We start from the raw sequence: 17,117 nt of genomic DNA, 5'->3' as shown, positions 1-17,117 counted from the left end.
ATGTCGCGATATGACTGGCGCGTGGTGGAAGCACCGCCGCCCTATGGCGTGGCGATCGCGGCGACACCCGCGATCCGCCGCGTGGTGGCCAACAATCCCGGTCCCATGACCGGAAACGGGACCAACACATGGATTGTCAATCATGCGGGGGGATGCGCCGTCATTGACCCCGGGGTTGCGGATGAAGGACATCTCGACGCGGTGGTGCATGCGCTCAACGGTCGGGCGTTGACGCATATCCTTCTGACGCATACGCACCACGACCACCTTGACGGGGCTGCACCGCTGTCACATCGCACCGGCGCCCCCATCCATGCCTGGCACCGCAGCGCAGAACCAACATTCACACCCGATATAGGGCTGCATGATCTGGACATGGTCGCGGGGTTGCGGGTCCTGCACACCCCCGGCCATGCGACGGATCACATCTGCCTGGAAACCGCCGATGGCATCATCCTGACGGGCGACCATGTGATGGGATGGTCAACAACGCTGATCCCCCCTGCCCCGCATGGATCGGTGCAAATGTTCCTCGACAGTATGGAACGCCTGCTGCAACGTCGGCCACGCCTACTGCTTTCGGCACATGGGCCGATAATTGAACAGCCGGAATCCTGCATGCGCGGGCTGCTTGGACACCGCCTGTCGCGGCATGAAAGCATCGCGGCACTGTTGCTGGCACAGCCACGCACGACAGACCAGATCGTCGATGCCGCCTATCATCACCTGCGCCCCGGCCTGCGGCGGGCGGCATTACTCAACCTGCGCGCACATCTGGAAAAGCTGCGCGACGATGGCCGCGCCATACAGGTGGGTGATAGCTGGGCGCTGTCCTGACGCCTTGCCTCATCATCGCATGACGATGGGCCACCCTGATCCTTTGCAAAGGCCAGCCGAAAACATGGCCCAGACCACATAAGAGGCGGTTTGAACGGGCCGGACCTGTAATCTCCTGCCCGTCGGCCCGACAATGTCGGCAGCCACAGCCACAAGGGCAGCGCGGCCCGCAAGGCCATCCGTCACCTCAGCCTGTCCATCAGGGGGACGCTGCCCCAACCCGACGGGCAACGAAAGGCGTCATCTTTAAAAACCAAAGCCTTACCCAGACATTTTATCTTTGTTTATCAGCGTGTTATTTGAAAAAACTTCAGGTTTCTCCAAATGCCCCAGAAATGGCGTCACCCTTCGGGTCCCAAAACCCCAAACCTTTTGACAAATGACAGGCAATGCCCGTTCCACGCTTTGAAACGAACTGCCACCTGCATCTTCCCTGCCAAAAAGAAAAAGGCCAGCCCCCCAAAAGGAGGCTGGCCCGTTCCTGTCTGTCCTGTCGCCCGTGGATCAGGCGGACTTGGACATGATTTCCTCTGCCACGTTGCGCGGCACCGGGTCATAGTGATGGAACTGCATCGTGAAGGATGCACGACCCTTGGTCATCGAACGCAGGTGAGAGATGTAGCCGAACATTTCCTTCAGGGGCACCAGCGCGCGCACCATGACGGTCGAGCCCGAGCTTTCCTGATTCTGGATCATGCCACGACGACGGTTCAGATCCCCAACCACGTCACCGACATGATCGTTCGGGGTGGTGATTTCCACGTCCATGATCGGCTCAAGGATGACCGGACCGGCCTTCTTCATGCCTTCACGGAAGCAGGCCTTTGCCGCGATTTCAAACGCCAGCGCGGACGAGTCAACGTCATGGTACTTCCCGTCCAGCAGCGTGAACTTGAAGTCCACCGTCGGGAAGCCAGCCAGCACGCCCGTGCTGGCCTGCATGGTGATGCCCTTTTCGACCGCCGGGATGTATTCACGCGGCACGGAACCACCGACAACCTTGTTTTCGAACGAAATACCTTCGTTACGCTCAACCGGTGCGAACTCGATCTTCACTTCCGCGAACTGGCCCGAACCACCCGACTGTTTCTTGTGGGTATAGGTTTCGGTATGCGCCTGCGAAATCGTTTCACGATACGCAACCTGCGGCGCGCCGATGTTCGCATCCACGCCATATTCACGACGCAGACGGTCGATGATGATGTCGAGATGCAGTTCACCCATGCCCGACAGAATCGTCTGGCCGGTTTCCTGATCGGTCTTCAGGCGCAGGGAGGGATCTTCACCGGACAGCTTCTGCAGCGCCAGCGTCATCTTTTCCACCGCGTCCTTCGTCTTCGGCTCGACAGAGATGTCGATGACGGGAACCGGGAAGGTCATGCGCTCCAGGATCACCGGGTCAGCAGCATCGGCAAGGGTATCACCCGTCTGGGTGTCCTTCAGGCCGACAAACGCCGCGATGTCACCGGCATGCACTTCCTTGAGTTCCTCACGCTTGTCAGCGTGCATCTGGAAGATACGGCCGATACGTTCCTTATGGCCCTTCGTGGTGTTCAGCACGGTGTCACCAGTGCGCAGCACGCCACGATAGACACGCACGAATGTCAGCGTGCCGTACTTGTCGTTAATGATCTTGAACGCCAGGCCCGCGAACTTCCCGTCGGGATCGACCGGAATGATCGGCAGCTTGTTTTCGTCAACTTCCTCGTCCTCGGGCGGGGCGATGCGGATACCCGCCACATCGTCAGGCGCGGGCAGGAAGTCGATAACCGCGTCAAGCAGCGGCTGGACGCCCTTGTTCTTGAACGCCGTGCCGCACAGGACCGGGCGGAATTCACCCGAAATGGTGCCCTTCTTGATGCAGCGCTTCAGCGTCGCGACATCAACGTCACCCTTGTCGAAATATTCTTCCATCGCGGCGTCATCAACGGCCAGCGCGGTGTCGAGCAGGTTCTGACGGGCTTCCTTCGCCTTTTCCAGCAGGTCGGCGGGGATTTCCTCGTCATGGAATTTCGCGCCGAGTTCGCCGCCTTCCCAGACGATGGCCTTCATCTCGATCAGGTCAACGACACCAATGAAATTCTCTTCCACGCCGATCGGCAGCTGAAGCGGAATCGCGACGATGTCCAGCTTTTCCTTCAGCGTGTCGAACGCGCGATAGAAATCGGCGCCGGTGCGGTCAAGCTTGTTGATGAAGATGATGCGCGGAACGTTATAGCGGTCGGCCAGACGCCAGTTGGTTTCCGACTGCGGCTGCACGCCGGCGACGCCCTCGATGATGAACACCGCGCCATCGAGCACACGCAGCGAGCGGTTGACTTCGATGTTGAAGTCAATGTGGCCCGGGGTGTCGATGATGTTGATGCGATGGCCTTCCCACTCGCACGTCACGGCAGCGGACGTGATGGTAATGCCGCGCTCACGCTCCTGCGCCATGTAATCGGTGGTGGTGTTGCCCTCATGGACTTCACCGATCTTGTGCGACACACCGGTGTAATACAGGATGCGCTCGGTCGTCGTGGTCTTACCGGCATCGATGTGCGCGGTAATACCGATATTGCGAATCAGGGACAGATCAGACTTGTCGGACACGGGAGAACCTCCACAAGACAACGTGGGCGCGAACGGACGGGATTCCCTTCGCGCCTGCCGGGACCGTGAGCTGCTCCCGCCCCAAAACCGCGATGGCTGGACGATGCAGACCGGCACGACGGAATAATGGGCCTGACATCGGCCAGGCCTTTACGCCACGCCCCACCCCACGCCATTCAGGGCGCGGGATGCGGGGCATGCCGCCTTCAGGCTGCGGCCGCGGCCTTGCGGACCTGCACGCGCAGGATACGACGCTTTACGGTCATCGCCTCTGGCGTCAGCTTCCGGTTGGGCGTGGACAGCAGGAATGCGTCCAGACCGCCATTATGCTCGACCGTGCGGATCCCGTTGGTGCTCAGGCGCAGACGCACCGGCGCTCCCAGGATGTCGGACAGGAGCGATGTTTCCTGCAGGTTCGGGAGGAAACGGCGGCGGGACTTGTTATTGGCGTGGCTGACGTTGTTTCCGGTCAGCACGCCTTTGCCCGTGATCTGGCAACGGCGAGACATAAGTATCATCCTCGGATAAGACTGGGGCCGAGGCACTAATGCCCGGCTTAAGGATCGTCTAGATTAGGCGCGGCTTATCGCCAAACCACCGCAATCCGTCAAGACGGATATGCCATGATTCGGCGTTTTTTGTCTGAAAACAGGGTTTTTTACCCCTGCGCCACCCTGATTCGCTGGGTCGGTGGCACCAGAAACCATGTGTCAGTTCTTGCCCACGCGGTCATGTTCGGGGTGCAGTTCACCTGCCTGGACGCTGTGCAGCGCGTTTTCAAGCATCGCCTGCATGGCGTCCTTGCCCATGGTGCGTGACAGCAGCCCCAGCGCACCGCCCAGCAATGCCGACGAAACGGCGAGCGGGGGCAGGTTCTCGCCCAGCATGTATTCGATCGCCTTGTCCACAACGGCGCCGCAATGGCTCAGTTCGGCGGGAATGCCGCCATCCTGCCCGGCGCCTGCGGGGCCTGCGTCATGGGGCGTGTTCTTTGTATCCGTCATTTCAGGAAAACTCCCTTCCGGCTGTCAGTTCGTGTCCTTCATATGGACCCTGCCCACGCCGCTGACCAGAGGGTGGCCCCATGCGCCCGCCGGCGGGCACGGATGCATGACCCGCCCCATAATGGACAGGCCCGCCCATGGCATCAGTCCTGCACCATATGCGCCTTTGCGTTTTCTTCGGCCTGTGCGGCCCACATCCCGGCATACAGCCCCCCACGCGCAAGCAGGGCGCGATGATCGCCCCGTTCGCGGATTTCCCCTTTGTCCATCACGAGGATTTCATCCGCGTCGATCACGGTCGACAGCCTGTGGGCGATGATGATGGTGGTCCGGTGCGCCGCAACCGTGCGCAGGGCGGACTGGATTTCATGTTCCGTACGCGTGTCCAGCGCGCTTGTCGCCTCGTCCAGCAGCAGGATACGCGGGTTCTTCAGGATGGTGCGCGCGATTGCCACCCTCTGCTTCTCCCCGCCCGACAGCTTCAGCCCGCGTTCGCCCACCCGCGTGGCATAGCCATCAGGCAGCGAGGCGATGAAGTCATGGATCCGCGCAAGCCGTGCCGCCTCCTCGATCTGTGCCTGCGTCGCGCCAAGGCAGCCATAGGCGATGTTATAGCCGATGGTGTCGTTAAACAGGATCGTGTCCTGTGGCACGACCCCGATGGCGGCACGCAGGGCGGATTGCGAATAATCGCGGATATCGTGGCCATCCACCTCGATCGCGCCGGCATCCACATCATAAAAGCGGAACAGCAGGCGGCTTATGGTGGACTTTCCCGCCCCTGTCGGCCCGACAATGGCGACACGGCTGCCTGCGCGAACGTGAAAGCTGATGTCATGCAGGATTTCACGCCCGGCGCGATAGCCAAAGCGTACATGGCGAAAGCGGACATCCGCCGCCGGGGCCTCGTCCAGTCGCGCGGGCAGCAGGCGTGCGCCGGGACGATCCACCACATCGGAGCGTTCATCAAGCAGCGCGAACATATGTTCAAGATCCACCAGAGAGTTGCGCAGGGAGGAATAGACACTGCCCAGGAAGTTCAGCGGCAGGTAAAGCTGCATCAGGTAGGTATTGACCAGCACGAAATGCCCGACACTCAGCCGTCCTGCCTCCACATCGCGCGCGGCCATCAGCATGACCGCGATCAGGGCCACGGCGATGATTGCCGCCTGCCCGAAATTCAGCCCGTTAAGGGAAAGCTGCGTGCGGATCGCCGCCTTTTCATAACGGATCTGCGCATCCTCGTAACGCGTGCGTTCATGTGCCTCGTTGCCGAAATACTTGACCGTCTCGTAATTAAGCAGGCTGTCGAGCGCCTTCCAGCTTGCCTCGCTATTGATTTCGTTCATGCGGCGGCGCAGCCCGATCCGCCATGATGTAAAGGACACCGTAAAGCCCACATACGCCATGACCGCCACCAGCATGACCACCGCATAACGCCAGTCAAACAGTCGCCAGATAACGACAATGACCATCAATGCCTCGATCAGGGTGGGCACCACGTTGAACACGCCTACCCGCAACAGCGTCTCGATCGCCTCCGTCCCGCGTGCGATGGCGCGGGTGACGCTGCCGGACTGCCGGTTGAGGTGAAAGCGCAGCGAAAGCTGGTGCATATGTTCGAAACTGCGCACCGCGGCGACCCGGCTGATACGAAAGCGCAGGGGCGCGAACAGCGCGTCACGCAGTTCCCCCAACCCCGCCGCCAGCATACGCAGCCCCCCATAGGCCACGATCAGCAGCAATGGCAGCATCCCCGCCGAAGGCCCCGGATGCAGCGCATCGATCACCCGGCTATAGAGATAGGGCACACAGATCGTCGCGACCTTCGCCATCACCAGCAGCACGCACACCCCCACCACCCGCAGGCGCACGCCCGGTTCACCGGGGGGCCACAGATAGGGCAGCAGGGCATGCAGGGTCTTGAGCGCAGAGGTTTCGGTATCGGACGCACGATGGTCCGTGGCACGGGAAGCAGTCATACCTTCGGATGTGACATGCCCTGACTGATTTGCAAGCCATATTCGACACCACCGCGACCAGGGCATGGTCGGGACGGCTAACGCTCGGGACGGGCGCAGGGGGTAAGGGATTGTCACTCCCTGGGCCAGCCGTTATGGCAACGGGGCCCCAATATGAAATGATGGTTCCATGTCCACCGACCTGAATCCCTTTTTCCGCCACATTGCCGCGTGCAATACCGCAACCCTGCCGGGGCGGCGCCTTGCCTTCCACCTGGGCACGGCGGCTGCTGGATGGGTCGCGCCAGAACTGCTGCCTGTGCTGGTGGATCATGGCATGACGCATGCCGATGGGATCGTGACCCTGCCTGATCCCGCACGCCTGGAACATATTGCCCAGGACATGGCCCGACAGGGGATCTACCGCTCCCACCATGAACTGTTCGATGTCCGCACCGACATGGACCTGCCGCCCGTCGCGCGGATCGACCGTGGCGCGCTGCCTCTGTTCGGGCTGATGGCGCAGGGCGTACATCTCAACGGTCTGGTGCGGCGCGCGCAGGGGCTGCACCTGTGGATCGCGCGCCGCTCGATGACAAAGCGGCTCGACCCGGGCAAGCTGGACCATCTTGTCGCAGGCGGCATCCCCGCGGGGCATACGCCTGCCGGGGCGCTGGTAAAGGAAGCGGCGGAGGAAGCCAGCCTGCCTGCCGACCTGCTGGCGCATGCAACACCGACAGTAAACATACGCTATGCCCTTGACCGGCCAGAAGGGCTGCGTCGCGATATCCTGCATTGTTTCGAACTGCTCCTGCCAGAGACGTTCATTCCCCGCCCCGCCGATGGGGAGGTGGAGGAATTCACCCTGATCCCGCTTTCGGAGGCATTTCGCCTGGTGCGTGACACCGATGCCTTCAAGTTCAACGTCAACCTTGTCCTGATCGACCTGTTCCTGCGCACCGGCCTGATCGACGCCACCTCCGCCGGGGGGCAGCGCCTGCGCGCGGGGCTTGATGGCTGGCGGTTCTTTGCGCCACCGCACACCTGACGGGGCCTCCCTGCCCCGCCTTGCACGTCATTGCCATGACTGCCGCGCCATGAAGGCCGCCATGATCGTTGCCACGATCATTTCCGCCATTCGTTATTGCCATTTCACGCGGGACATGCCGCCATGGCGGGCAACCCGCCACCGAATATTACAGGACCGATGCCCATGACCACGCCCCCCGTCGCGCGCAAGATCCCCCACCGCATGGAACAGCTCGGCCGCGTGCGGGTGGATGAATATGCATGGATGAAGGACGATAACTGGCAGGAGGTGCTGCGCGATCCCTCCCTCCTGCGCGAGGATATCGCAACGCATCTGCGGGCGGAAAATGCCTATACCGCTGACATCCTGTCCGGCACGCAGGACCTGCAGGCCACCCTGGTCGCGGAAATGAAGGGCCGGATGCAGGAGGTCGAGTCCTATCCCCCACAGCCACATGGGCCATGGTCCTATGGCGTCCGTTACGACAGGGGCGCGCAATACCCCGTCTACACCCGCCATCGCACCGATGCACCGCAGCATGAACAGGTGCTGCTGGACATGAATGCATGTGCCGCCACGCACGACTATTTCGCCGTCGCCACCGCCATCCACAGCCCTGACCACCGGCTGTTCGCATATGCCGAGGATACGCAGGGGTCCGAAATCTATCGCGTGCGCATCAAGGACATCGCCAGTGGGCAGATGCTTGGCGCACCCATCGATAATTGCAGCGGTGCATTCACATTCTCCCCCGATGCGCGCCACCTGTTCTGGATCTGGCGCGATGACCATGGGCGCCCGGCACGCGTCTATCGCCGGGCGGTCGGGTCCGATACCGACACCCTTGTTTATGAAGAACAGGATGCGGGATTTTTTGTCGGAGTGGAGGCCACGCGATCAGGGCAATGGATCATCATCACGGCGGGGAACCATGATACGTCCGAAACATGGCTGATCCCGGCGGCAACACCCGATGCGGCCCCCACCTGCGTGGAACCACGCCGTACGGGCGTGATGTACGGGCTGCATCACTGGGGCACGGATTTCGTCGTGCTGACCAATGCGGATGGGGCAGTGGATTTCATGCTGATGCTTGCCCCGCAGGATGCACCGGCGCGGGCCAACTGGCGCGCGCTGGTAGCGCATGAACCCGGCCATTACATCACCGAATGCATGACCTTTGCCAACTGGCTGGTCTGGCGCGAACGCCACGACGCCAACTGCCGCATCGTCATGCAGACCCGCACCGGGGACCGCCACGCGCTTGAACCGCGTGAGGCGGCCTATGACCTTTCCCTGTGCGGGGGGTATGAATATGACACGGTGGCGCTGCGCTACATCTATCAGTCACCCACAACGCCACGGCAATGGTTTACCTATGACATGGCGCAACGCACACACACCCTGATCAAGCAGCAGGATGTCCCTTCCGGCCATGCCCCTGCCGATTATCGTTGCTGGCGGCTGATGGCGCGCGCGCCCGATGGGCAGGACGTGCCCATTACCGTGCTGGGCCGCCATGACGCACCCTGCGATGGCTCCGCACCGCTGCTGCTCTATGGATATGGGTCTTACGGCCACGCGATCGAACCCGACTTTTCCACCCGTGTGCTCAGCCTGGTGGATCGGGGGTGGTTTTACGCCATCGCCCATGTGCGTGGCGGTTCGGAAAAAGGATGGAACTGGTTCCTTGGTGGACGCGGCGCCAACAAACCAAACAGCTTCACCGACTTCATCGCCTGCGCCGAACATCTGGTGGCACGCGGCTTTGGAACGGCGGGCCGCATCGTCGCTGACGGGCGTTCCGCCGGGGGGATGGTCATGGGCGCGATTGCGAACATGCGCCCCGACCTGTTCGCGGGGATCGTCGCGGTCGTACCGTTCGTCGATGAACTCAACACCATGTCGGATGCTTCCCTGCCGCTGACACCGCCGGAATGGCCCGAATGGGGCAATCCGCTGGAGGATGCGGCGGCGTACGACCTGATTGAAAGCTATGCCGCCTATGAGCAGGTGCGGCCACGCGCCTATCCCGCCATTCTGGCGATGGGGGGACTGACGGACCCGCGCGTGACATATTGGGAGCCTGCAAAATGGGTGGCGCGCCTGCGTGAAAATACGCTGTCATCGCGCCCGGTCATGTTACGCACCAATATGGAGGCGGGACATCGGGGTGCGACAGGTCGTTTCGATTCCCTGCGCGATGCGGCCCTGATACATGCCTTTGCCATCTGGGCCATCGAAACCGCCTGAACCCGTTCCATTGCATCGCCGCCCGGTTCCATCCGGGCGCGCCCCATCACAAGGATAACCATGCCGGACCACAAGAACGCTGGCGCCGAGTCCCATGTCCCGGAACCCGGTTTTGAGGGAAACGGACAATCGTTGCGGGCCTTTCGCTCCTTTCGGGAGACACAGCGCGCGCAACGGGTCGCGCGCGGCCTGCTGGCGCTGTTTTTCGTCGTCATGGCGTTGTACACGGTCCGTGGTTTCCTGCCGTCCCTGATCTGGGGCGGCATCTTTGCCATTGCGTCATGGCCGCTCTATGTCCGGGCGCGCACACGCTGGCATGCCGCGACACACCAACTGCTGCTACCTGCGGCCTTTACCCTGGGCATCGCCCTTATTTTCCTTGTGCCCGTTACCCTGTTCGGGCTGGAGGCCGCGCGCGACGCCGAAGGCGTGCTGCACCTGCTGAACAACGCGCGCCAGTCCGGCATGCCGGTGCCACAATGGATTGACCATCTGCCCATCGGTGCGCAGGGATTGCGGGCATGGTGGGAAAGTCACCTCCAGGACCCTGATGATTTCTCCGCCCTGCTGGGATCATTGCGCATCGGGCAGAGCGTCAAGATGACGCAGCAGGTCGGCACCCAGCTTGCGCATCGGGGCATCCTGTTCATCTTTTCCATCCTGACGCTGTTTTTCCTGCTGAAGGACGGGGACGCCGTGATCCGCCAGTGCCTGGTGGTTTCACGCCGCGCCTTTGGCAAGCGGGGGGAGCGGATCGCATTGCAGATCATCGCCTCCATCCACGGGACCGTAGCCGGGCTTGTGCTGGTGGGTATGGGCGAAGGCGTGGTGATGGGCCTTGCCTATCTGATCGCCGGGGCGCCCCATGCGTTCCTGTTCGGGGTCGTAACGGCGGTGGCAGCCATGATCCCGTTCTGCGCCATGATCGCGATTGGCATCGTCTCCACCCTGTTACTGATCAAAGGCAGCGCGGTGATCGCGATTGTCATCATGCTGGTCGGGCTGGCGGTCATCTTCCTGGCCGACCATCTTGTCCGCCCGGCCCTGATTGGGGGATCGACGCAACTGCCGTTCCTGTGGGTGCTGACGGGCATTCTGGGTGGGGCGGAAAGCTGGAACCTGCTGGGCCTGTTCGTGGGACCGGCCATCATGGCGGTACTGCACATGTTGTGGCGCAACTGGACACGGGTACGCGACTGATCGCGGACATATGCACATTGACGTGCCCCAGATCAGGGCACGGAACAGTCCATGTTTTAAGGATTTTTATCGCAGACAGGGATATCGGGCAGGCGGGATTCGAACCCACGACCCCCAGTCCCCCAGACTGATGCGCTACCAGGCTGCGCTACTGCCCGCCTGTCTGCGATGACGCATCGTGTAGCAGGCCCGCCGGGTGCCCGCAAGCCATCTTCTTCATTCAATTACAAAAATAAGACCATAAAAACATAAAGGGGCAGGACCATCACAGTTCCTGCCCCTTTCACACCCCTTCCCCCAGCCTTGAAAAACAGGCGCAGGTCATATCCGGGTTCGATAAGAGACTGTTTGAAAACAACTCATTGATAAAAAACAGGCTTTTTTCAAAAAGGCGGCGTCTTTCGAAGCTTTTTGGAAAAAGCTTCAGCAAAAACCTTTATCATTTCAGTATGTTATCGCGCCTGACTTTTCAAACAGTCTCTAAGATCTTCTGGCGGGATGCATGATCTTCAGACCGGCACCATCTCCCGCAGGGCCTCAAGCTCGACCAGAACGCCACGCAGATGCTCACGCAGCACCCCGTTTTCCGAGCGCAGGCGCTCAAGCTCCAACATCACAAGCTGCTCCAGCGGCGGATCTTCCTCCTGCGCCTCCTCAACCGGGGCCTGCCCGACAGGGACATCCCCCACCGCGCGATCAGCCTCACTCCCGATCGGGGGCAAAGCATCTTCGGATTCTCCCACCGCCGCTTCGACGACCGGTGCCACCGGGGCCTTCATCAGGGGGGGCGGTGTCTCGCCCTGCACGGGTGGGCTCCCAACCGATGTGGTAGGCTCCACCACGGGCGTATGGTCAGGCGGCACCGTTACTGCCTCTATCGCAGGCGCCGTCTCGACATCCCCGGGGACAGAGGCGGCGACGGAGGTCGACACAGGTGCGATCAACGCATCGTTTTCCGCCACTGGTACCGTTTCAGGGGGCGGTGCGGCGCAGGCGACCGGGGCCTCCGGCGGGGCTGCCTGCACCTGCTCGCGGACGATAACGGCCTCGACCTCTTCCACCTGCACATCCGTGATTTCGACCGCAGTGGATGTCACGACATTGTCAGAGGCAGCACGGGGCGCTTCAGCGGGGGCCATCACCGCATCGGCGCGGTCCTGCGCCCCCTCACCCCCGGCAAGGATTCGCTGCACCTCCCCAAGCGAAAGGTGGCGGACATACAGCATATCGGAAATGCGGCGCAGCAGGTCCACATCGTCCGCGCGATAAAGACGCCGCCCGCTCTGCCCCCGGATGGGCTGCAATTGCGGGAAGCGGTTTTCCCATGTCCTCAGGACATGCTGCGCGATTCCAAGCTGCCGTGCGACTTCGTAAATCGGCAGGGCGTCCTGCGTGGATGCCTGTGTGGCCGTGGCGGCGTTTACGACGCCGTGCGCGGGGTCATGGACATTCATTCGTCGTCCTCTGCATTCATATGTCCGGTATCACCGTTCACATGCGCCCGCAAAAGCTGGCTGGGCCGGAAGACCAGGACGGAACGCGGCAGAATCGGAACCTCAACCACCGTTTTGGGATTACGTCCCGTCCGTCGCCCCTTCTTGCGGACGGAAAACGTACCGAATCCGCTGATCTTTACGGTGTCCCCCGCCTCGAGTGCATGGGCCACTTTTTCCAGGACGTGTTCAAGGATGTCGGCGGACTCATGACGTGAAAGTCCAACCTGACTATAGATTTGTTCTGCCAGAGTGGCGCGGGTCACTGTGCTCATGCAGCAACGTTATGCATGCCATCCGCCAGCGTCAATTCAATGTGTTGACATGTGTGTTTTTTTCTTGCGTCCGCATGCCTGCGGACACAGGCGCGGCAGTCAGATCCGCGCCAGGGCAGAGCCCCATGTCAGGCCACCGCCCAGTGCCTCCATCAGCACCAGATCCCCGCTGCGAATCCGTCCGTCACGCACGGCTTCGTTCAATGCCAGTGGGATCGAGGCGGCAGAGGTATTGGCATGACGGTCCACCGTAATCACCACCCGTTCGGGCGGCAGTTGCAACTTGCGCGCAACGCCATCAATGATCCGCAGGTTCGCCTGATGCGGGACCAGCCATGCAACGTCTTCGTATTTCAGGCCGTTGGCGGCCAGCACCTCATCCACCGACGATGACAGCTTGGCCACCGCATGGCGGAAGACATCGCGCCCCTGCATCTTCAGGTGCGCGCTTTTTTCGGACTGCCCGATTGCGCCATCCACATATAACAGGTCGCCATAGCGGCCGTCGGAATGCATGTGCGTGGATACGATTCCCTGCGTCCCGCTTTCCTCTGTCGCCTGCAGGAAGACCGCACCCGCGCCATCCCCAAACAGAACAAAGGTAGAGCGGTCATCAGGATCAAGAATTCGTGAATAGACCTCGCTGCCGATCACCAGGGCGGACCGGGCCTGCCCGCTGCGAATCAGGGCGTCGGCAGTGGACAGGGCAAAGATGAATCCCGAGCACGCAGCCGCGATGTCAAAGCCAAAGCCCCCGGTGATGCCAAGTTCGGCCTGCACCCGCACCGCGGTTGAGGGAAAGGCCTGATCCGGCGTGCTGGTGGCGACGATGATGGCGTCCACATCATCCGCGCTGGCATTGGCATATTCAAGCGCCTGCCTGCCTGCATGGGCCGCCATGCTGACGGCGGTATCCTCCGGCCCGGCGCGGTGACGCTGCGCGATGCCGGTGCGGGCGCGTATCCACTCGTCCGAAGTTTCCAGCCGACTGGCCAGTTCATCGTTGGTCACGATTCTGTCCGGCAGGTAGCCGCCAAAACCCTTCAGCAGCGAGCGTCTCGCCTTCATGCGTGTCTGTCCAAACCTGTTGGGAGCAGGGTCATGCACGCAGCCCGACAGGTGCGCGTACCCCCTTGCCCACGGCAGCGACTCAGGAAGCCGAAACTGCCTGTGTCGGCTCCTTTTCGTTACTGAACCTGCTGGCCGTCAGGCTTCCCATGCGGGAAAGCTGGTCACGGATACCGGCATTGAAATCGTGCGTGACCATGTCGACCGCCACATCCACGGCCGAGGCAAACCCCTCGGCGTCAGTGCCGCCATGCGATTTTACCACCACACCGTTAAGCCCGACGAACACCGCGCCATTATACCGGCGCGGGTCGAGCCATTCCTTCATCCGCTCCAGCCCCGGGCGCACCAGCAGATAGCCGATCTTGCCCAGCAGGCCGGAACTGAAGACCTGTCGCAACAGGGTAAAGGCCATCTTCAGCGCGCCCTCGCCGGTCTTGAGCGCGACATTGCCGGTAAAGCCGTCCGTCACCACCACATCGGTCGTGCCAGCGGTAATGTCGTGTCCTTCGACAAAACCATGAAACTGCCGCGCAAGCGGGCTGCCACGCAGAACTTCGGCAGCCTGTCGCAGGCGCTCGTCCCCCTTAAGCTCCTCCGACCCGACATTCAGCAGTCCGATCGTCGGCGCGGGCAGGCCCAGCACCGCCTTGGCAAAGGCTTCGCCCATCACGGCAAATTCGACAAGGTTCCGCCAGTCACACGCAACATTTGCGCCAAGGTCAAGCATGACCACATCGCCCTTTGTCGTCGGGCTGATCGCCGCCATCGCGGGACGCGAAATGCCGGGCAGGGTCTTGATCACGATCTTGGCCAGCGCCAGCATTGCGCCGCTGTTGCCGGCGGAGACCACGCCCATTGCCTCGCCATTGGCGACGGCGTCCATCGATAGGCGCAGCGAGGAATCGCGCACCCGCAATGCGGCGGTTGGTTTCATTTCCATGGATATGGCGGAACCGGCAGGGCGGATCGTGCAAATCGCCGCGGCGCGGGGATGCTGCGCCAAAAGGGCGCGCAACCTGTTTTCGTCACCAATCAGAAGGATTTTGGCGGATGGATGCCGGTCAGCGGCAATCGCCAGTCCGGCCACCACGACTTCCGGGCCACCATCCCCACCCATTCCATCAATGGCCAGAGTATAGGACTGTGTCGCGGAAAAAGAGGAACCTGTCTCGGTCATGCTCGTCTTGTGCCGGGTGAAGGTAAAACGCGCAAGTGCCGAATGGGAACAACCCCTTCATGCAGCATTTCCCTGCGCGATCCGGACGGGCGGGATGCCGATATGTGGCTGTCCCGCGCCATGTCAATGGCGCTTCCCGTCCCGGCAGGTAACCGCGTCGAAACGTATATCAGGCGCGGACGGCGGTCTTCAGCGCCTTGCCGGCGGATGCGACTTCGCGGCCGTCATAGTGTCCGCAGTGGCTGCAGACATGGTGCGGGCGCTTCAGTTCGCCGCAGTTGGAGCATTCCGCATGTGCCTGCACGGGCAGCGCAGCATGGCTGCGACGCATGCCACGACGGGACGGCGAGGTTTTTCTCTTAGGTACAGCCATGGGCCTGGGCCCCTCCGATCTGGGATCACAACCCGGTAAAGCCAGCGAGGCGTCACCCGGTCAGTTATCAACAATTGAGGGGGGCGCTCTAGCAGACGATCCGACATTCCGCAAGAGACGATCTTGCGATCCGCCTGGCGTCCCTGCCCCCCGATACGCGGTTTTACGCCTCAGTTATGCTTTTTCTTCAGCTCGGCAAGGGCTGCGAAAGGCTGCCGCCGGGGTTCCTCCGCGTCTTCCGCCGCCTCGTCTTCCTCTATATCGAGCAGGTCAGCCGGTATGGTGCTGCCGGGCTTGTGCGGATACGGGTCAAGGCCAAGGGACAGCTCCTCCGCCGCGAGTTCGCCAAGGTCGATGGCCTCGCGCTCATAGGGCACCTCGTCGATGCTGAAGGGATCGACCTCGTCATCCTCGCGAAAGCGTTCGGCAGGGATGCACCGCACGGTGAAGGATTCGGCGATGGCATCGTCAAAGGGTTCAAGGCTGACGACACATTCCTGCGTGACGTGCGCCGTCAGCCACCCTTCGGCCATCACCTCCCCCTGCGGGCCGGGCACAAGGCGATAGCGGCAGGCAAGGTCGCGGATCGCGGGGATTCCGAAACGCCGTGCAAGGGCCTTGCATTCCTCTGGCGTGGCCTCGATGGAGGTTTCCATCCCCTTGGACGCAATACGTCCCACCATGACGCGACGGGAAAATTCTGGGTCCATAGCTCGTATCTTCTCCTGCAATTCCGGCCTGCCGCCGCCGGGGCGGATGTGCCGGTCCAACGGGCATGCCGCGCGCCCCTTACCCGGGTTACCCGGATGGGGCCTGGCGGAGGGGATGTGTTTTTCCGCCTTGCATCCGATCTGCGATTGACTTCATTTGACCAATAAGGCACCCGGAAGGTCGGACTGTCTATCTGCAGCATCTTACCAGGACGCTTTATCCGATCATGAGGCCAGAGCAGCACATCTTTTCCCGCCCCCGTTCCTTACGCCTGTTTTCATGCGCTGTCATCGGGGTTGGCCTGTCGCTGTCGGGATGCGTCGCGTTCAAGCCCAGCGTGATCCAGCGCGGCTCCCTGGTACAGGCAGATGATTATAATCAGCTCAAGACCGGCAAAAGTTCACGTTCCGATGTCATGGACCTCCTTGGCTCCCCCACCAGCCGCGCGACATTCGATGACAATACGTGGATCTATATTTCGATGCGCCAGACGCTTGCGCCGATCAGCTTCCCCCACATCGACAAGCAGCAGGTCGTAGTCCTGACGTTTGACGAAGGTGGCATCCTTCGCAACCTGCGGACCCTGCACAAGGACGATGCGCGATATGTCAGCATGGCGATGGGCAAGACCCCGACGCCGGGCACCAAGATCAACATCATGCAGCAGATCCTTGGCAATGTGGGCCGTTATAACCCAATGAGCCAGATGACCAGCACCTATGGCGGCAGTACTGGCCCGATGAACAGCATGAACGGTGGTCCGGGCCATGGTGGGCAGGGGAACACGCTTCCCTGAGCCTGACGGGCCTTTTGCCATGGCCCCACATGGCATGATGGTCCGGGACAATTTCCTGATGACATGTCATCAGGCCGCATCACCCTGGCAATCGCTGGCTTTTGCCTGTCTGGCATGAGGGGACTGCCCTTGCCATCACACTGCCTGCACCACGGCAAGGGCAAGCGAGGCAACACCCACCAATAAAATTCCTGGCTGTGGCATGTTTCAAAAAGGCCGCAGCAGCCTTCATGATTCCAGAATATTACCGTTCCCGCCCTTGAAGGGCTTTCCATAAGAGACTGTTTGAAACGTCAGGCGTGATAACATCCTGAAATTATAAAGGTTTTTGGTGAAGCTTTTTC

General features: G+C 61.5%; 15 protein-coding genes and 1 tRNA gene. 5 read left to right on the top strand and 11 right to left on the bottom strand.

What is annotated here, in order from left to right; all coding sequences use genetic code 11:
* Nucleotides 1-837 (top strand): MBL fold metallo-hydrolase, encoded by an 837-nt coding sequence (locus B7G66_RS08335; protein ID WP_003620776.1) that lies wholly within the window; start codon nt 1-3, stop codon nt 835-837.
* Between the two features lie 504 nt (nt 838-1,341).
* Here B7G66_RS08335 and fusA read toward each other — a convergent pair.
* The 4 genes from fusA to B7G66_RS08315 form a co-directional block, all read right to left on the bottom strand.
* Nucleotides 1,342-3,429, bottom strand: coding sequence for an elongation factor G (fusA, locus tag B7G66_RS08330; protein WP_003620779.1), 2,088 nt, complete (start codon nt 3,427-3,429; stop codon nt 1,342-1,344).
* Between the two features lie 206 nt (nt 3,430-3,635).
* Nucleotides 3,636-3,938: a 50S ribosomal protein L28 gene (gene rpmB / locus B7G66_RS08325; RefSeq protein WP_003620780.1), complete on the bottom strand. Its 303-nt coding sequence runs from the start codon at nt 3,936-3,938 to the stop codon at nt 3,636-3,638.
* A 201-nt stretch (nt 3,939-4,139) separates the two neighbouring features.
* A complete protein-coding gene (locus B7G66_RS08320) occupies nt 4,140-4,433 on the bottom strand; it encodes a hypothetical protein (RefSeq protein ID WP_003620782.1) in 294 nt (97 codons plus the stop codon).
* A gap of 143 nt (nt 4,434-4,576) precedes the next feature.
* Nucleotides 4,577-6,415 (bottom strand): ABCB family ABC transporter ATP-binding protein/permease, encoded by a 1,839-nt coding sequence (locus B7G66_RS08315; RefSeq protein WP_003620787.1) that lies wholly within the window; start codon nt 6,413-6,415, stop codon nt 4,577-4,579.
* Between the two features lie 169 nt (nt 6,416-6,584).
* Here B7G66_RS08315 and B7G66_RS08310 point away from each other — a divergent pair, with 169 nt between their 5' ends.
* The 3 genes from B7G66_RS08310 (at nt 6,585) to B7G66_RS08300 (ending at nt 10,877) form a co-directional block, all read left to right on the top strand.
* The gene (locus B7G66_RS08310) at nt 6,585-7,442 is read left to right on the top strand and encodes an NUDIX hydrolase (RefSeq protein WP_003620790.1); all 858 of its coding nucleotides are present in this window, start codon (nt 6,585-6,587) and stop codon (nt 7,440-7,442) included.
* Between the two features lie 165 nt (nt 7,443-7,607).
* Nucleotides 7,608-9,677 carry a S9 family peptidase gene (locus B7G66_RS08305; protein ID WP_040510916.1) on the top strand — a complete coding sequence of 690 codons (2,070 nt, stop codon included), beginning with the start codon at nt 7,608-7,610 and terminating at the stop codon, nt 9,675-9,677.
* Between the two features lie 60 nt (nt 9,678-9,737).
* A complete protein-coding gene (locus B7G66_RS08300; protein ID WP_003620793.1) occupies nt 9,738-10,877 on the top strand; it encodes an AI-2E family transporter in 1,140 nt (379 codons plus the stop codon).
* An 84-nt stretch (nt 10,878-10,961) separates the two neighbouring features.
* Here the strand turns inward: B7G66_RS08300 and B7G66_RS08295 are convergent.
* The 7 genes from B7G66_RS08295 to B7G66_RS08265 form a co-directional block, all read right to left on the bottom strand.
* Nucleotides 10,962-11,035 (bottom strand) — tRNA-Pro (locus tag B7G66_RS08295).
* Nucleotides 11,036-11,386: 351 nt separating this feature from the next.
* The gene (locus B7G66_RS08290; RefSeq protein WP_003620797.1) at nt 11,387-12,331 is read right to left on the bottom strand and encodes a MerR family transcriptional regulator; all 945 of its coding nucleotides are present in this window, start codon (nt 12,329-12,331) and stop codon (nt 11,387-11,389) included.
* Nucleotides 12,328-12,645 (bottom strand): integration host factor subunit alpha, encoded by a 318-nt coding sequence (locus B7G66_RS08285; protein ID WP_048859081.1) that lies wholly within the window; start codon nt 12,643-12,645, stop codon nt 12,328-12,330. Before B7G66_RS08285 ends, B7G66_RS08290 begins: the two co-directional genes overlap by 4 nt.
* Nucleotides 12,646-12,744: 99 nt before the next feature.
* Nucleotides 12,745-13,713, bottom strand: coding sequence for a beta-ketoacyl-ACP synthase III (locus tag B7G66_RS08280; RefSeq protein WP_003620801.1), 969 nt, complete (start codon nt 13,711-13,713; stop codon nt 12,745-12,747).
* Between the two features lie 82 nt (nt 13,714-13,795).
* Entirely contained in the window at nt 13,796-14,893 is a 1,098-nt protein-coding gene (gene plsX, locus B7G66_RS08275; protein ID WP_003620803.1) for a phosphate acyltransferase PlsX, read from the bottom strand.
* 169 nt (nt 14,894-15,062) lie between these two features.
* Nucleotides 15,063-15,266: a 50S ribosomal protein L32 gene (gene rpmF / locus B7G66_RS08270; protein WP_003620805.1), complete on the bottom strand. Its 204-nt coding sequence runs from the start codon at nt 15,264-15,266 to the stop codon at nt 15,063-15,065.
* Nucleotides 15,267-15,436: 170 nt separating this feature from the next.
* A complete protein-coding gene (locus B7G66_RS08265; protein WP_003620807.1) occupies nt 15,437-15,976 on the bottom strand; it encodes a YceD family protein in 540 nt (179 codons plus the stop codon).
* Nucleotides 15,977-16,203: 227 nt separating this feature from the next.
* Here B7G66_RS08265 and B7G66_RS08260 point away from each other — a divergent pair, with 227 nt between their 5' ends.
* Nucleotides 16,204-16,773: an outer membrane protein assembly factor BamE gene (locus B7G66_RS08260; protein ID WP_003620809.1), complete on the top strand. Its 570-nt coding sequence runs from the start codon at nt 16,204-16,206 to the stop codon at nt 16,771-16,773.
* Nucleotides 16,774-17,117 lie beyond the last annotated feature (344 nt).

Origin of the sequence: Novacetimonas hansenii JCM 7643 (genome assembly GCF_000964405.1) — a bacterium.
In the GTDB taxonomy this organism is placed as follows: Bacteria; Pseudomonadota; Alphaproteobacteria; order Acetobacterales; family Acetobacteraceae; genus Novacetimonas; species Novacetimonas hansenii.
This window is presented reverse-complemented; position numbering and strand designations above follow the sequence as displayed.

What these genes read in the sequence shown, in the direction of transcription:
- B7G66_RS08335 (WP_003620776.1), top strand. Translation starts at nt 1, where the DNA reads ATGTCGCGATATGACTGGCGCGTGGTGGAAGCACCGCCGCCCTATGGC.
- rpmB (WP_003620780.1), bottom strand. Translation starts at nt 3,938, where the DNA reads ATGTCTCGCCGTTGCCAGATCACGGGCAAAGGCGTGCTGACCGGAAAC.
- B7G66_RS08320 (WP_003620782.1), bottom strand. Translation starts at nt 4,433, where the DNA reads ATGACGGATACAAAGAACACGCCCCATGACGCAGGCCCCGCAGGCGCC.
- B7G66_RS08315 (WP_003620787.1), bottom strand. Translation starts at nt 6,415, where the DNA reads ATGACTGCTTCCCGTGCCACGGACCATCGTGCGTCCGATACCGAAACC.
- B7G66_RS08310 (WP_003620790.1), top strand. Translation starts at nt 6,585, where the DNA reads ATGTCCACCGACCTGAATCCCTTTTTCCGCCACATTGCCGCGTGCAAT.
- B7G66_RS08305 (WP_040510916.1), top strand. Translation starts at nt 7,608, where the DNA reads ATGACCACGCCCCCCGTCGCGCGCAAGATCCCCCACCGCATGGAACAG.
- B7G66_RS08300 (WP_003620793.1), top strand. Translation starts at nt 9,738, where the DNA reads ATGCCGGACCACAAGAACGCTGGCGCCGAGTCCCATGTCCCGGAACCC.
- B7G66_RS08290 (WP_003620797.1), bottom strand. Translation starts at nt 12,331, where the DNA reads ATGAATGTCCATGACCCCGCGCACGGCGTCGTAAACGCCGCCACGGCC.
- B7G66_RS08285 (WP_048859081.1), bottom strand. Translation starts at nt 12,645, where the DNA reads ATGAGCACAGTGACCCGCGCCACTCTGGCAGAACAAATCTATAGTCAG.
- B7G66_RS08280 (WP_003620801.1), bottom strand. Translation starts at nt 13,713, where the DNA reads ATGAAGGCGAGACGCTCGCTGCTGAAGGGTTTTGGCGGCTACCTGCCG.
- plsX (WP_003620803.1), bottom strand. Translation starts at nt 14,893, where the DNA reads ATGACCGAGACAGGTTCCTCTTTTTCCGCGACACAGTCCTATACTCTG.
- rpmF (WP_003620805.1), bottom strand. Translation starts at nt 15,266, where the DNA reads ATGGCTGTACCTAAGAGAAAAACCTCGCCGTCCCGTCGTGGCATGCGT.
- B7G66_RS08265 (WP_003620807.1), bottom strand. Translation starts at nt 15,976, where the DNA reads ATGGACCCAGAATTTTCCCGTCGCGTCATGGTGGGACGTATTGCGTCC.
- B7G66_RS08260 (WP_003620809.1), top strand. Translation starts at nt 16,204, where the DNA reads ATGAGGCCAGAGCAGCACATCTTTTCCCGCCCCCGTTCCTTACGCCTG.